Source organism: Lysinibacillus sp. A4, assembly GCF_024919535.1.
Classification (GTDB): Bacteria; Bacillota; Bacilli; order Bacillales_A; family Planococcaceae; genus Lysinibacillus; species Lysinibacillus capsici.
On the sequence record NZ_JANWTB010000014.1, the window covers coordinates 99,390 to 114,001 of the forward strand.

The window sequence follows — 14,612 nt, forward strand, 5'->3', positions numbered from 1 at the left end:
TGTCACCCCTTATTATAGGTATGAGAATTACTTGGCAGTAACCAATAGTTTTGGTAATGCACCGAGTAACTTCTCTCTTGTAAAGGCATCTCCGTAATTCCACTTTGTTGCATCCACTAAATAAGTATGGTTAGTTTGGACAGCAGGGAGTCCTTTCCACATATCGCTATTAATCAACTCCATCGTAGCCATTTGCGATTCGGGTTTATCAGATAACAACATAAAGATGCGGTCACCAGCATACTGAGGTAAGTGATCTATTGGTATTTCTCTATACCCTTCGCCTGCTTGAAGTAGCTTTTTGACTTGTGGGTGAGGCTGAAAACCATCTGGATGAAAAAGGGCAGGGGATAGACCTGTACAGCCCATAATAAAAAGGCGTTTGCCATGATCAAAAGTCAAAACAGATGCTGTTTCGCCAGGCTCTACAACTGTTTGTAGCTGCTGCCACATAGTATTTTCTTGGATTTTAAAATATTCTAGCCAATCTTCTGCACGCTGTTGTTGGCTAAGCCACTGCCCTAATAAAAGAACGCGTTCCTCCAATGAATCCCAGGAATTTAGGGTAACTGTTGGTGCAATAGAAGATAGTGCTTGATATTGCTGCTCGTCATTATTTGTAAAGATAATTAAATCAGGGTTCAGCTTCGAAGATTTTTCAAGATTGATTGGAAAGGCAACATCTTGAATATAAGGAACATGGTTTTTATAGAAGGATTTACTAATAGAGTTTTTGTTACCACCTATTGGCTGCACATCAAAAATCAACATATCCCCAAACGTTTCTCCATGATAAATAACACGATGCGGTGAACGAGGAATGGCTACCTCGTGTCCTGTCCAATCTTTTACAACAGTTTTTTGTTTATATTGTCGTGCAAACTGTTTTGGAGGTATTCCAATTACCTGTCGGAAGCGGCGATTAAAATAATATTCATCATCAAATCCCACTTGCTGCGCAATATCTTTTAATGGCTCATTTGTTTGTAGTAATAATTCCTTGGCATTTGTAAGACGTAAATCTGTAATATAATCAAGCGGTTTCTTCCCAGTTAAGGTTTGGAAGATCGTACTATATTGCCATTGAGCTATACGAGCGAGTTCCGCTAGCTTTTTCACTGTTAAAGGCTGTTGAAAATAGTTATGTATATAGTCGATAGTTTCTTCAACCGCCTTTGTCAACTGGTAGTTCATATGAAGCTGATGTTCAAATAATAAATTTAAGAGTTCATACAAGACTCCTTGTTGTTTAAGAAAATCCAATTTAGGATTTAAATTATACAGATCTTCGCTAAGACGAATTAATCGTGTATACGGATAAATTGTATATTCCACTTCATCAGAAAAAATAGATCCTAGATGTGGGGAAGGGTGCTTATGTTTTAGCTGAAAGGCTGAAAAGGCAATTTTATAGAAACGGTAACCATGATTTATATCCGATAAATCAATCATAGAATGGGGCTGAACAAGAAAAATTTTTCCTTTCGTCACCAAATAGGGTATATCATCAATCGTTAATGTCCCACAGCCATTTGTAAAAAGTATCATCGTATGATGAGAAGTCGAGATAAACGGATAGCTCTGCGAAATACAGTCAATATCTTCTAAATGAAATAGTAAATCATTGTTAATAGAAGCTGATTTATTGTCTTCCATCTGTTCACTTCCTTAGTAAATGAAAATGATTATCAATTAACTGTATTGTATAAAAAGTAAAGAGACATTTCAACAAAGATGAAATGTCTCTTGTTAGTTATTTTTTTAACATAGTAGGTAATTGTGATAACAGCCATTCTCTTGTTGAGGCATCGCTATCACTTTTTTCAATATCAAATGTGTAGACATGACCGTTCTTCGCTGCTGGTAGGTTCTTCCAAATTGGACTTTCCATCATTTCTTTTGTCGATTGTTTTGCTTCATCATCGACTGGTGTAAGGATGAAAATTCGATCACCAGCATATTCAGGAAGAAGTTCTGTGGAGATTTCAGCAAAGCCTGTTCCATCATCAAGAATTTTTTGTATGTTGTCGCCAGGCTTAAGCACATTTGAATCGTATAAAACTTGAGAAAGTCCAGCACGTGCCATGACAAATAATCGATCTCCTGGATAATATGTTAAAACCGATGCCGTTTCATCTGGTTTAATGATGTCATCAGCTACAAGCGACTCCCACATTTTATCCGCTTTTTCTGTATAAGCATCCATCCATTGAGTTGCTTCTTCTTTTTTATTAAGTATATCGCCCAGCTCTGTTAAGCGTTGGTTTAAGGGCGCAAAAGTATCAAACACGATAGTAGGGGCGATTTTAGAAAGCTGTGAATATGTTTTTTCATCTGAAGTACCAATAATGATAAGATCAGGCTTTAATGACAATGTTTTTTCCACATTAATAGGAAAACCAACGTCCTCCACATCTTTTACGCGATCTTCCCAAGCGTAATTTGTAATCCAAGAGAAGCCAGCACCAACTGTTTTGATATTCAATGCAAGTAAATCACCGTATCCTTCTCCATGATAAACCACTCTCTCAGGATCTACAGGAATTTCAACCTCATGACCTAAATAATCCTTATAGACCCGAGTGGTTGATGCTGATGCTGTTGTCTCTTCCTTCTTCGTTTCTTCATTGGTAGAACCACAAGCAGCCAGTATGATACTAACCAGTAGTAATAAGCTATAAATGAGCATATGTCGCTTTAATTTTTTCATGTCTCTTCCTCCGTAAATGATAATCATTATCGATATAGGCTAGCATAAATTAGTCAGTGACCTAGAACAATGGATAAAATGAAAAGGGGCCATTAAGGTTTATCCAAAAATCTAACTGTAACCTTAAATTAAAATCCGTTTTACCGTATAAGTATCCTTCCATTGGTGGAGAATGGACCTTTCATTGGACTAAGATTCGTGTAATGAAAGGGGGTAAAAATGAAAAATTATTGGGTGTTTGTCATAACAGGAATGCTATTAATTGTTACAACTAGGAGATTTGGTCGAATGGTATATGGAGTTATATTGCCGTTTATGCAGGAGGGAATGAGTTTCAAGACCACTCAATCTGGTTACTTAGGAACAATGCTGTTTTTAGGTTATTTTAAGAAAGATCCTATATGGGATAGCTTGCCAGCCGTAAAAAATGATCATCTTTATGTTTGGCCAGAGGAGCGCTCATAGTATATGACCCAACAGCCGTGTTGGCTCAGGTAGAGGAATTAACAAACTGGCTAACGAATAAAAAATAAGCTAAATAATTGGATATGCTAGTACAACATACTAAACAAAATTAAGTGAAATTCCATTAAATCACTCAGCCATTGGATTGTTTGAGTGATTTTTCTATGCTTATACAGGTTTATATTGAGAATAATTATCAATTATAATAAGCTTGTAGGTAGTGAAGAATTGGAAGGAATGATGTAGGATGCTACCAAAAGAGGAGTTTCTATTTCTTTGGAATCAAGCAACGATCAAAGTGCTCGATATAAGATATGAGCTATTCAAACCTGGGGAAATTGGAAAATCATATAGATTGCCTGCAAATATGTTTCTTTATGCCACAGGTGGTGGTGCGGAAGTTCAAATCGATTTAATAAACTATACACTAGAGGGCTTTCATCTTATTCACGGTGGAAAGGGCACCACACTACAAATAATGGCTACAGACAAAGGCTTTGAATATTTTTTAATATTTTATCGAGCTTCCATTCCTTTAACCTCAAATAAAATGATAGCAAGGGCGTTACAAACAAATAATCCTTTCAACTATCAATACAGTCTTGTTCCTAACTCACCTATTACAATGTTTGAAAAAATATATTTTATGTATAAGAAGTGGGAAAATGCCAATAACCTCAGCAAATTTACTGTTAAATCGCTATTCTATCAATTATTAAATGAAATTTTCATGCAGTTAGATCAGGACAGTGACGACATTCAAAAGCTAAATGTCTCTAGTCAAATTAAAGCCTATCTAGAGCAAAATTATGCACAGCCTTTAACCTTAGAATCCATTGCGAAGGCATTGCGCTATAGTCCATCTCATTTATCCATTCAATTCAAGCAACAATTAGGTTGCAGCCCGATTGAGTATTTAATTCAGCTACGTATTGAAAAAGCTTCTATTTTACTTGAGAGGACAAATGCTAGCTTACGCGATATCGCTTTGGGTGTCGGCTATAGTGATGTCTATTATTTTAGTAGACTTTTCAAAAAGAGAGTAGGCGTTTCTCCTACAAAATTCCGTCAAAAGCAAAAAGTAAGTGATCTGATAAAAGATAGTCCTTCAATGTCTGAAAGATACTCCATTGTCGATTGGAGCTTCCAAGATTATATTGAGAATGGTTATCAATATAATGAAAGGAAATATGAACCAATGAATAAAAGAGGTTTATCAGCTTTTACAACACTCTTTCTATGTCTGACGCTTTTATTAAGTGCTTGCAGTAGTGGGGCATCAACCAGTACACAGGGCGGGGAAAAACAAGCCTCTACCACTCAAGCAGTCAGCGAATCACAAACAAAAACTGTCTCTACTATGAAAGGAGACGTAGAAATACCTGTTAACCCTGAGCGAGTAGTGGTGATGTATTATACAGGTGATGTACTAGCATTTGATGTGACACCAGTGGGTTCTTCTAAAATACAAGAGGGAGCAGCATTTGAGGAAGAATTAAAAACAGTTGAAAGTTTAGGTGAATGGTTTGAACCAAATGTCGAGGCAGTGATTCAATTAAAACCTGATGTCATCATTATTCCAAGTAAGGATGAGCTTTACGATCAAATGCAGAAAATTGCACCTACAATCATGATCGATTTCTCAATCTCACTCGATGAACGTTTAACAAAGATTGGTGAAGTACTAGGGAAAGAGAAAGAAGCAAAAGAGCTTTTAGCTAGTTTCTATACAAAAGTAGAGGATAGCCAAGAGAAGCTAGAAGAGGCAGGTATTTCAGATAGAACGGTTAGTATTATGGAAGGCGGCAAAGGAAAAATGTCTGTTGTAACAAGCTATACCTTTGGACGTGGTTCTCAAGCTATTTATGAGTATTTAGGAATGAAAGCACCAGATATTATTCAAAAGAAAATAGATGATAAAAACAACACCAATGAGGCAATCGATGTTTCATTAGAAGTATTAACAGATTATGCAGGAGATTATGTGTTCCGCTCATCTTATGAAGGAATGGTAGATTTAACAGATCATCCAGTTTGGGCTAACATTCCTGCCATTAAAGAAGGAAGGCTTATCGAAATGGATTTTGGTTTTTGTTACTACAACGACATTTATTCATTATCAAAACAGCTAGATTTCATTGTGGATCAACTAGTTGCTACAACAAATTAAATTAAAAAATGGATGGTTTACCCCATAAATATTTATTGATACATAACATTTATGGAGCAGATATTTTCATTTACGATCAGACAAAGTCGATTAGTTGACTTTGTCTATTGTTTTTATAGCCCACTTTCAAAAGATAGCACTAAAGAAACCAACATCGTTTCAGGTTGGTATTTCTTTAGTGCTTTTATTTTAATTGTTTAGGATTTGGAATGTGTCAGATATAGTTGTTTGGATAATATGGCGATTTCCACTGATAATGAAATCGGCAGGAACTCGCTTGCCCAAATCATTTGAGCGGACGATGGATGAATTTGCTGTTAAACCTTCAATTATGATTTCCATATTGGCATCAAAGGTTACTGGTTTTTTATTCAATGTCGCTTGAAGTGTAATTCGGTTTGCCTTTTTAGTTACTTGAATATCCATTATTCCTTCATCTTCATTGACAAGTGTATAAAGTGGCGGAATGATGATGGTCATTTTGTCCTTTGTTGTAAGAATATAACGTTCCGTGTCAATTTCTGATGCGGCTACATTAATTTTGGCTCTATAAGTATTTTTATTTTTTGTCATCGCAGTTGTTTTTCCTGGAATAGCTGCCGTATCTGATAAATCAGGTTTTTTAGGTATGTTGTCTTTTGTAGGAAGTGTATGCTTTCCTTGTACAAAATCCACTAAAGTCCAAACATTTGGGACGAGTTGCTGCTGAACAGGTGTTAATGCTTCAAAAGAAGTTTTGACTGCCTGCACATCCTGAGCTGTCGATGTTTTTGGTGATAAAGCTGCAATAGCGTTTTCAACTTCTTTAGCTGCTGCTTTATCCTTTACAACCAGCTGTTCTGCATCAAGTAATTGTTGCTCGATACCTGCAGGTAAAGAAATATTTGAAAACCTTCGTAATGCATTAAGCTCTGCTCGGGCATTGGCTACATCTTTATGGAACGAGAGACGAGATGAATTAATCAATTGAATTTTATTGACCACCTTGTCAACAGATGTATTTGGCGCGATATAGGAAGTTAGAATTTTTTGCGCAGATGCACTTACAAATGTTTTTTGCGCTGCATTCAGGGTATTATACCAATCTTTTGTATCAGTAACATTTTGATAATAATTAGGGGACGTAGAATCCACAGAATACAATTTCTCTTCAATTTGTGCTGCCAGCTTACGATAAGCAATTCTTGTTTGCTGATGTGCTGACAAAGTGGAGTAGTTCGTGACATACTGTTTTTCCGTGCCCGTTAAAGCATTATAAGCTTTTAAAGCGGCCTCTAAGTTTGTTTGAAAGGTAGCTGTTGTATTGTTAATGTTGTTAATAAGTTGTACAACATTTGCCACGTTAGCATTGTAGTTAGCAGTTATGTAGGCTGAGTTTGGTAGTTCAGCAGCCGATACTGGCGCGGTGTAAAGAAGTGAAGGCACTGCCACTAAAGACAGTAAGACAAGTTTCTTTTTAGATTTCATAATGTAGAATCCTCCTGTGTTTAATGTTCTTGGTTAATTGAAGGCAGTATATACAATATATGGTGTTAATTTAATCTTAACATAGTCTAGAATCTTTTTTGTATTTATTAGTTGAACTTGTGCTGTTTATATTGCAAATGCTCAGTAAGTAGAAAAAGGTTGGAGAGACAAAGGGAACATTGCAACTTCTTCAAGTACTTTTGCTTTAAAATACCATATGCAAATGTGCTTAATATCTACCATGAAATAAGATTGAAGAGGTTTTTAGATGTGTGGTATAGAAGATGTATATTTCTGAATGCTAGAATAATTTAAAATTGCCTATTGTTATAGAGATTTTTGTTATTTTGGAAAAATAATATAAGAAGTTAATAGATTAAAGATGCAGAGGTTGGTTATTTTACTTTAATGAAACTTTACGATCTACTTAATAATACAGCCGCCGTTGAGGAGCAATATTGGCTGTTAAAAAAGACGCTTCAAGAGCATTTGGCAGTGGAACCAAGTGAGGAGATTGAGGATTGGTATAGAAGCTGGAAACAGATTAATACCATGTCTCAAGTAGATGCTTTTAATTAGTTAAAATTTTAAGGACTCTGCATGACGCAGAGTCCTTCTTTTAGTGTAATAAACCATCACGTTTAGCAGAGTTGTAATAGCTCAATGCGCTGTTCAAATTATTATAAGCACTTACGACTTCAAGCTGAGTTGCGTAATAATTGTTTACAATAGATTTCGCTTGTTCAATATAGTTATTTATATAGATCCAGTCATTTTGTGAAGTCCATTTTGAGTAATAAGGTACATCACTGCCATCTCCGTTGTACGATATTGACACAAGGTCATTATAGGCTGAAGTGATAAGGGACTCTAAATAAGATTTTTCGACATTATAACCACCATTTGTGCCATACTTATAAGCATTTTTATAAGTGCGAATAGCATTGTTTAAATTATTGATCGCGTTGGCAATATCAGTTTGAGTCGCATAATAATTATTGACAATTAACTGTGCAGACGAAACAGCAGCTTCGATGGCGTTTCTTTCCGTCTGAGTAGTCCAAGGCGAATTATAAGGGACATTTGAACCGTCCCATGAAACCGTAACATATTGAACAGAATTAATTAAAGATTGAAGGGAAGCTTTATCACCATAACCATATTTTGTACCACTCTTCTGAGCAGCTTGGTAGACTGCTAGTGCATTTTTATACTGATTGATGGCATTTTTCACCTGTTCTTGTGAGGCATTTGAATTATTTGCTATAGCTTTCGCACTTGCTACAGCAGAATCAAACACTGTACGGTCTGCTTGTGTTGTCCATTTGTCCGTATTTAAAACATCATAGCCGTTCACAGATACTTGTACATATGGTGGGGATGCGATAAGTGTATTAAGTTCCTTTTTATCAATGACAGGAAGCGTCACGGAGACACGACTATCGTCCACCTGTACATTGTTTACCAGATGTCCTGAATCTAAAGCTACTTTAGTACCGCCTTTTACAACAATTTGCTCAATTTTACCCTCACCATAAAGGTTAAAATCTTTCAATACATCAATTGTAAGTTTTTCTATATTAGTCATTGCTTCAAAAGATTCCACTTTACCTACTACATCTACTTTGGCAAGAGTTTGGTCAGAAGATATATTGACTTTAGTACGTCCCAAATTGATGTTTGATGATTTCATATCGATTAGGTTGACGTATAGCCAACTTACCTTTTTCGTGACAATTGGTTTTAGTGTAATTGTTTCATCTACTACTACTTCATCGAGTGTAACGGCTTTTTTTACTCTGTTTGTAATGATAAGCTGTCCATCTACGCTAACATCTTGAACCTTTACATAGTCAGCGTTTACAGTAAGATCTCCCGAGATTAGTGCGTCACCTCCATCAAAATAGACAGTTTTTTTGCTAGTACCTGCTTTGTTTAATATTAATGAGGTAACGTCCGTAATTTGACCATTTTTCACTACAATGGTAGCTCGGGCATTGGTTAATGCAGCTTTATTTGAAGTATCAAATAGGGGCTTTAATGCCGATTGAATTCTAAATGTACCATTAGATGTTATCACAGTATCTTTTGTTATATTTTTGATCGTTACGGATTCACCTATTACTTTTTTGGCTGCTGCTACATGTGTCTCATATGAATTTGATTGTATTTGAGATGATGCGGCATTCGCAGTAGACATTGGTAATACTAGTGTCGCTGTAATAGCCGTGGCCATTAATGTTGATAGCGCTTTATTTTTCATGTAAGTCACTCCAATCATACTATTTAATAGTTAATATATCATATTTTTCTATAATTTAGAATTCAAAGAGGATGTTTTACTATGAATCTCAATTCAAATAAGTCATTAGTCATTCATATTGAAAAATAATTGATTAGCAAAGTATCGGTATTTTTCTCTATAATTCTGTAAATTTTCTACTTTATTCGCTAAATAATTTATTGTGATACAATCATCCATCTATTATTATTAGTATAAAAGTGGGGGTGTTAGTTATGAAAAAATCAAGAGGAATTGCCTTAAAACTTTCTTCCCTTATAATAGGATTATTTCTCATTTTATTTTTATCCTATACTGTCATAACGGGAATTATTATAAAAAAGCAAAGTGTTGAAGACGCAGAGCATGGAACATTGCAAACTGCTGAATCCTCTGCAGCTATTATGAGTGAAAGATTTAAGAAAGCCAATACGACATTACAAACAACAAAGCGTATCATAGAAAGCATGGAGAAGAATAATACGTTGTCTACCAAAGGTGTCATAGACATAATGGAAAAAAATTTAGCTAGCAATAATGACATTCTTGGAGTAGGAGCAATCTTTGAGCAAGAATCTATTATTTTAGAACCAACTGAGGCTTCTTTAGTAGATAGTAAAAATCGCTTTATCCCTTATTTAAGTAAGAACGGAAATGATATCTCGACTGCTCTAATCGAAGGTATTGATGATAAGAGTATTTCTGAATGGTATTGGGTACCAAAAGAAGAGAGACGTGCAGTTTTGACAGAGCCCTATGATTATAATGTAAACGGACAATCCGTATTAATGACAACGATTTCGGTGCCATTGATCAATGCTTCCGGATCATTTTTCGGTGTATTGACAGCCGATGTATCAATAGATTTTTTAAATGATTTAACAAAATCGAATGCCCCAGAGGGCGGTTATGCGGCAATTATTACGAATAAAGGTGTGCTAACAGCTAACAGTTTTGGTGATGAGCTAGTTGGGCGCAATATGCAAGAGGATCCTACTTGGACAAGTATTAGTAAGACAATGGAAAATGGTGAACTAACAAGTATGTACGTTGACTCTAATCAACTGAAGGAAAAGGCCTATAATGTTTTTGCTCCAATGATTTTAGAGGGTATTGACGAAACATGGACTGTTCAAGTCGTGTTAGCTGAATCAAAGATTCTAGAAACATATAATCATGTATTTGTATTTACGATTATTGCTTCCATTATTATGGTGGTTTTGATGACAGCTGCAAGTGTGTTATTCATCTATAAACAACTAAAACCACTTAAATTTTTACGTGCATCGATTGAAACTGCAGCCGAAGGGGATTTAACACAAAAGGTAGAAGAGCGATATATTAAGCCTGATGAAATTGGTGCAGTGGCTGTGGCTTATAATAATATGTTAGATAAAACCAATAGTGCGATTCAAACTGTACTAAATTCCACAAGGTTATTGAACCAATCTTCTAATCAGGTAAATGAGGCATTTAATGAGGTAGTTGCTTCTAGTCAAGAGGTTTCTGTAGCTATCAACGAGATTGCACAAGGAGCTTCGAAGCAATCAGAGGATACAGAAGAAACAAATTATCGAATGATGGATTTATCAGATCAGATTGATGCGATTACGGCTCTATCTAATGAAATGGATGAGCTATCTCATAAAACAGGTGTAACAACAGAAAAAGGATTGCATGAGGTTGAAAGTTTAAGAGAGCGTAATATGGAGACAAATGAAATGAATGGGCGTATTCAGCAGCAAATGGAATCATTAGCTTTCAATATTGCCAATATTAATCAGATTATTGCTTCGATCCAAAGTATTACCGAGCAGACTAATCTGCTAGCTTTAAATGCAAGTATCGAGGCTGCACGTGCTGGTGAACATGGTAAAGGATTTGCTGTAGTTGCAGAGGAAGTTAGAAAGCTAGCAGAACAATCTAAGAATGAAACAGAAATTATTAAGAGTACAGTAGAAAGCATTCTTGAAAATTCTCAGCAGACGGTTGCTGTGATTGCATCTAATGCAGATTTAATGCAATCTCAAAATGAGTCCGTACAAAGCACGCAACTAGCATTTAAAGATAGCAGTGACTTGTCAGGTTCAATTGCAAATTCTATTAGTGAATTAATGAATAAACTATCTAGCATGTTAGAGCATAAAAATCAAGCAATCATGGCTATCCAAAGTATTTCGGCTATTTCAGAGCAAACAGCAGCCTCTGCGGAACAAGTAAGTGCTTCTGCAATGGATCAACAAGTAGAATTACAAAAAGTAGCTGAGTCTATTCAAAATATGAACGATATTTCAAACGAGCTACAAGAAGTTGTAAACCGATTTAAGCTTGCTTAAAAAGAAAGGCTGCCTTCAATATAGAGGCAGTCTTCTTTATGGTGAAAGCCAGAGAAATTGACCTAGAAGGAATTCAACACTACTATTCACACTGGAAGGGGGACATTGAAATGATGTATCTCGGAATGATTTTCTTTCAAATTGTTGTACCTATTTTAGTGTTACTTGTAATAGGCGCTATACTACAAAAGAAATTTCGCTTTAATTTAAAAGCATTGTCTCAGCTTATTACATATTGCTTTATGCCAGCAGCTGTTTTTATAAATTTATATGAAACACATGTGGAGTTATCTGTACTGGCAGAGGTCGGATTATTTATTGTACTTTTTATCGGTAGTCAAATGTTGCTCAGTCATTTTATGGCAAAAGGGTTAGGTTTACCTAGAACAGAGGCAGCTGTCTTTAAAAATAGTGTGGTGCTTATTAACTCGGGCAATTACGGTATTCCAGTGGCTCAAATGATATTTGCCACGCAACCTATTGGGGTAGCCATTCAGGTCATGCTCGTAATCTTTCAAAATATGACTACGTATACATATGGTTTATACAATTTAATTTCTTCTACAAAGTCAGGTATGACAATCATTAAGGATTTTTTTAAAATGCCTATTATTCATGCGCTGATTATAGGTGCAGCTATGAATTATTTTGATATTGGTATTCCACAGTTTATCAAAATACCAGTAGAACATGTGGCAGATGGATTTATTGCTGTGGCCTTAATTACATTAGGCGCGCAATTATCACAACTAGAGATGAAATCAATGTTTAATAAAACCGTCTTTATCAGCTGTTTTACGCGATTAATTATTGGACCTTCTGTTGCATTAGCCATTATTTATATATTGGGATTAGATGGAGTCGTCGCACAATCACTGTTTATAGCTAGTGCCTTTCCAACATCTCGTAATAGTTCTAGTCTAGCATTGGAATATGATGTAGAATCAGCAACAGCCGCGCAAGCTGTTTTATTTTCAACCATTGTAAGCTGTATAACTGTAACCATTGTGATCTATTTTGCGGAAATATTATTTACCTAGTAAGATAAAAAATAACTTCCATCTCTTAGTATTATCTGCTACACTAGCATCAAACTAAATAGTATTAACTAGGGGAGTCTGATGAGTCAGGCTGAGAGGGAAACGCTACGAAGTTTCTTGACCCTTTGGACCTGATCTGGCTCATACCAGCGTGGGAAAGTTAAGAAGCTATTGCAGAGTATGCAATCAATAGACCTTTACATTCGTGGCCGGATCCAAATAATTATTTTGGATTCGGCCTTTATTTTTTGGATTGTTGGGTGAGCTAGATTCGGTCCTTGTATCAAAATATATTTAAGGGAGAGAAGTAGCTCATGTCAGCAATTAGTGAAAAGAATATTACCATTATGTCTAGCTTTGAAGGAAGCAAAAAAGTATATGTGGAAGGATCACGCCCAGATATTCTAGTACCTATGCGAGAAATTGCATTAAGTCCGACAACAGGCAGCTTTGGAAATGAAGAAAATGCTCCTATTCGAGTATATGATACAAGTGGGCCCTATACAGATCCAGCCTACCAAGTAGATATTACGAAAGGTTTACCTGCCTTACGAAATGCATGGATTCAAGAGCGAGGGGATGTAGAAGCATATGAGGGACGCTCCATTAAACCTGAGGATAATGGCTTTCGTCATGTTGATGACCCGCGTATTCAAGAAAATGTCTTTCCTGAGTTGGCGAGAAAGCCTTTTCGTGCTAAAAAAGGTAAAAATGTGACACAGCTTTACTATGCACGAAGGGGGATGATAACGCCTGAAATGGAGTTTGTAGCGATACGTGAAAATATGGATCCTGAATTTGTACGTTCAGAAATTGCAGCTGGGCGTGCTATAATGCCTTCTAATATTAATCACCCTGAGGCAGAACCAATGATTATTGGGCGTAATTTTCATGTAAAGATCAATGCGAATATCGGGAATTCTGCTGTATCTTCTTCCATTGCAGAAGAAGTTGAGAAAATGACCTGGGCAACTCGATGGGGCGCAGATAATATTATGGATTTATCGACTGGTAAACATATTCATACAACGAGAGAATGGATTATTCGAAATGCTGCAGTACCAGTGGGAACAGTGCCAATTTATCAGGCTTTAGAAAAGGTAAATGGTGTAGCAGAGGATTTAACGTGGGAGGTTTATCGTGATACCCTCATCGAGCAAGCTGAGCAGGGTGTGGATTATTTCACTATTCATGCAGGTGTCCTTTTACGCTATGTACCGCTTACAGCAAATCGTGTGACAGGTATTGTATCTCGAGGTGGCTCTATCATGGCACAGTGGTGTTTATATCATCATCAAGAGAATTTCCTGTATACACACTTTGAGGAAATTTGTGAAATTATGAAAGCCTATGATGTTGCTTTTTCCTTAGGTGATGGTTTACGCCCAGGCTCAATTGCAGATGCCAATGATGAGGCACAATTTGCAGAGCTTGAAACACTAGGTGAGCTAACACAAATTGCTTGGCAGCATGATGTTCAGGTGATGGTTGAAGGACCAGGTCATGTACCAATGCATCTGATTAAAGAAAATATGGACAAGCAATTAGAGGTTTGTAAGGAAGCGCCCTTCTATACATTAGGACCACTCACAACAGATATTGCTCCAGGTTATGACCACATTACATCAGCCATTGGGGCAGCCATGATTGGCTGGTTTGGTACAGCGATGCTTTGTTATGTGACACCGAAAGAGCATCTTGGTTTACCGAATCGCGAGGACGTTCGTGTGGGCGTTATCACTTATAAAATTGCTGCACATGCTGCTGATTTAGCAAAAGGTCATCCAGGTGCACAACAACGAGACGATGCGCTGTCTAAAGCGCGCTTTGAGTTCCGTTGGCGTGATCAATTCAATCTGTCACTAGATCCCGAGCGTGCAGTGGAATATCATGATGAGACACTGCCAGCAGAGGGAGCAAAAACAGCACACTTTTGTTCTATGTGCGGGCCTAAATTCTGTAGCATGAGAATTTCACAGGATATTCGTAATTATGCGAAAGATAAGGATTTGAATACGACTGAAGCGATCCATCAAGGTATGAAAGAAAAGGCTGAGGAGTTTAAAAAAGCAGGCAGTCAAATTTATCAATAATGAAAGAAAAGGCTTATGTCAGAAAAATAGACATAGGCCTTTTCTTAATC

Annotated in this window: 9 protein-coding genes, 1 pseudogene and 1 riboswitch; of the genes and pseudogenes, 6 read left to right on the forward strand and 4 right to left on the reverse strand. The window is 36.5% G+C overall.

What is annotated here, in order from left to right; translation table 11 throughout:
• Window positions 1-27: 27 nt before the first annotated feature.
• Together NY607_RS21765 and NY607_RS21770 are read right to left on the reverse strand one after the other, a co-directional pair.
• On the reverse strand, window positions 28-1,656 hold the full coding sequence (locus tag NY607_RS21765) for a helix-turn-helix domain-containing protein (RefSeq protein WP_237899090.1): 1,629 nt from the start codon (window positions 1,654-1,656) through the stop codon (window positions 28-30).
• A 97-nt stretch (window positions 1,657-1,753) separates the two neighbouring features.
• Entirely contained in the window at window positions 1,754-2,710 is a 957-nt protein-coding gene (locus NY607_RS21770) for an ABC transporter substrate-binding protein (RefSeq protein ID WP_259420359.1), read from the reverse strand.
• A gap of 219 nt (window positions 2,711-2,929) precedes the next feature.
• Here NY607_RS21770 and NY607_RS21775 point away from each other — a divergent pair.
• A pseudogene (locus NY607_RS21775) lies at window positions 2,930-3,094 on the forward strand (MFS transporter); the annotation flags it as partial.
• A 328-nt stretch (window positions 3,095-3,422) separates the two neighbouring features.
• Window positions 3,423-5,345, forward strand: a complete 1,923-nt coding sequence (locus tag NY607_RS21780; protein ID WP_259420361.1) for an AraC family transcriptional regulator — start codon at window positions 3,423-3,425, stop codon at window positions 5,343-5,345.
• A 189-nt stretch (window positions 5,346-5,534) separates the two neighbouring features.
• Here NY607_RS21780 and NY607_RS21785 read toward each other — a convergent pair whose 3' ends face one another.
• Window positions 5,535-6,812 carry a hypothetical protein gene (locus NY607_RS21785; RefSeq protein WP_131522194.1) on the reverse strand — a complete coding sequence of 426 codons (1,278 nt, stop codon included), beginning with the start codon at window positions 6,810-6,812 and terminating at the stop codon, window positions 5,535-5,537.
• A gap of 408 nt (window positions 6,813-7,220) precedes the next feature.
• Here NY607_RS21785 and NY607_RS21790 point away from each other — a divergent pair, with 408 nt between their 5' ends.
• Window positions 7,221-7,391, forward strand: a complete 171-nt coding sequence (locus tag NY607_RS21790; protein WP_237899095.1) for a bacterial transcriptional activator domain-containing protein — start codon at window positions 7,221-7,223, stop codon at window positions 7,389-7,391.
• A 40-nt stretch (window positions 7,392-7,431) separates the two neighbouring features.
• On the opposite strand, the gene NY607_RS21795 is transcribed toward NY607_RS21790, so the two are convergent.
• Window positions 7,432-9,075, reverse strand: a complete 1,644-nt coding sequence (locus NY607_RS21795) for an S-layer protein (RefSeq protein WP_259420362.1) — start codon at window positions 9,073-9,075, stop codon at window positions 7,432-7,434.
• A gap of 254 nt (window positions 9,076-9,329) precedes the next feature.
• Here NY607_RS21795 and NY607_RS21800 point away from each other — a divergent pair, with 254 nt between their 5' ends.
• The 3 genes from NY607_RS21800 (at window position 9,330) to thiC (ending at window position 14,562) form a co-directional block, all read left to right on the forward strand.
• On the forward strand, window positions 9,330-11,429 hold the full coding sequence (locus NY607_RS21800) for a methyl-accepting chemotaxis protein (RefSeq protein WP_237899098.1): 2,100 nt from the start codon (window positions 9,330-9,332) through the stop codon (window positions 11,427-11,429).
• A 110-nt stretch (window positions 11,430-11,539) separates the two neighbouring features.
• Window positions 11,540-12,469 (forward strand): AEC family transporter, encoded by a 930-nt coding sequence (locus tag NY607_RS21805; protein WP_131522197.1) that lies wholly within the window; start codon window positions 11,540-11,542, stop codon window positions 12,467-12,469.
• Between the two features lie 60 nt (window positions 12,470-12,529).
• Window positions 12,530-12,644, forward strand: a riboswitch (TPP riboswitch).
• A gap of 139 nt (window positions 12,645-12,783) precedes the next feature.
• Window positions 12,784-14,562 (forward strand): phosphomethylpyrimidine synthase ThiC, encoded by a 1,779-nt coding sequence (gene thiC / locus NY607_RS21810; protein ID WP_259420363.1) that lies wholly within the window; start codon window positions 12,784-12,786, stop codon window positions 14,560-14,562.
• Window positions 14,563-14,612: the final 50 nt, after the last annotated feature.

Coding starts and splice junctions, on each gene's coding strand:
- NY607_RS21790 (WP_237899095.1), top strand. CDS start 7,221: ATGAAACTTTACGATCTACTTAATAATACAGCCGCCGTTGAGGAGCAA.
- NY607_RS21805 (WP_131522197.1), top strand. CDS start 11,540: ATGATGTATCTCGGAATGATTTTCTTTCAAATTGTTGTACCTATTTTA.
- NY607_RS21800 (WP_237899098.1), top strand. CDS start 9,330: ATGAAAAAATCAAGAGGAATTGCCTTAAAACTTTCTTCCCTTATAATA.
- NY607_RS21780 (WP_259420361.1), top strand. CDS start 3,423: ATGCTACCAAAAGAGGAGTTTCTATTTCTTTGGAATCAAGCAACGATC.
- NY607_RS21795 (WP_259420362.1), bottom strand. CDS start 9,075: ATGAAAAATAAAGCGCTATCAACATTAATGGCCACGGCTATTACAGCG.
- NY607_RS21770 (WP_259420359.1), bottom strand. CDS start 2,710: ATGAAAAAATTAAAGCGACATATGCTCATTTATAGCTTATTACTACTG.
- NY607_RS21765 (WP_237899090.1), bottom strand. CDS start 1,656: ATGGAAGACAATAAATCAGCTTCTATTAACAATGATTTACTATTTCAT.
- NY607_RS21785 (WP_131522194.1), bottom strand. CDS start 6,812: ATGAAATCTAAAAAGAAACTTGTCTTACTGTCTTTAGTGGCAGTGCCT.
- thiC (WP_259420363.1), top strand. CDS start 12,784: ATGTCAGCAATTAGTGAAAAGAATATTACCATTATGTCTAGCTTTGAA.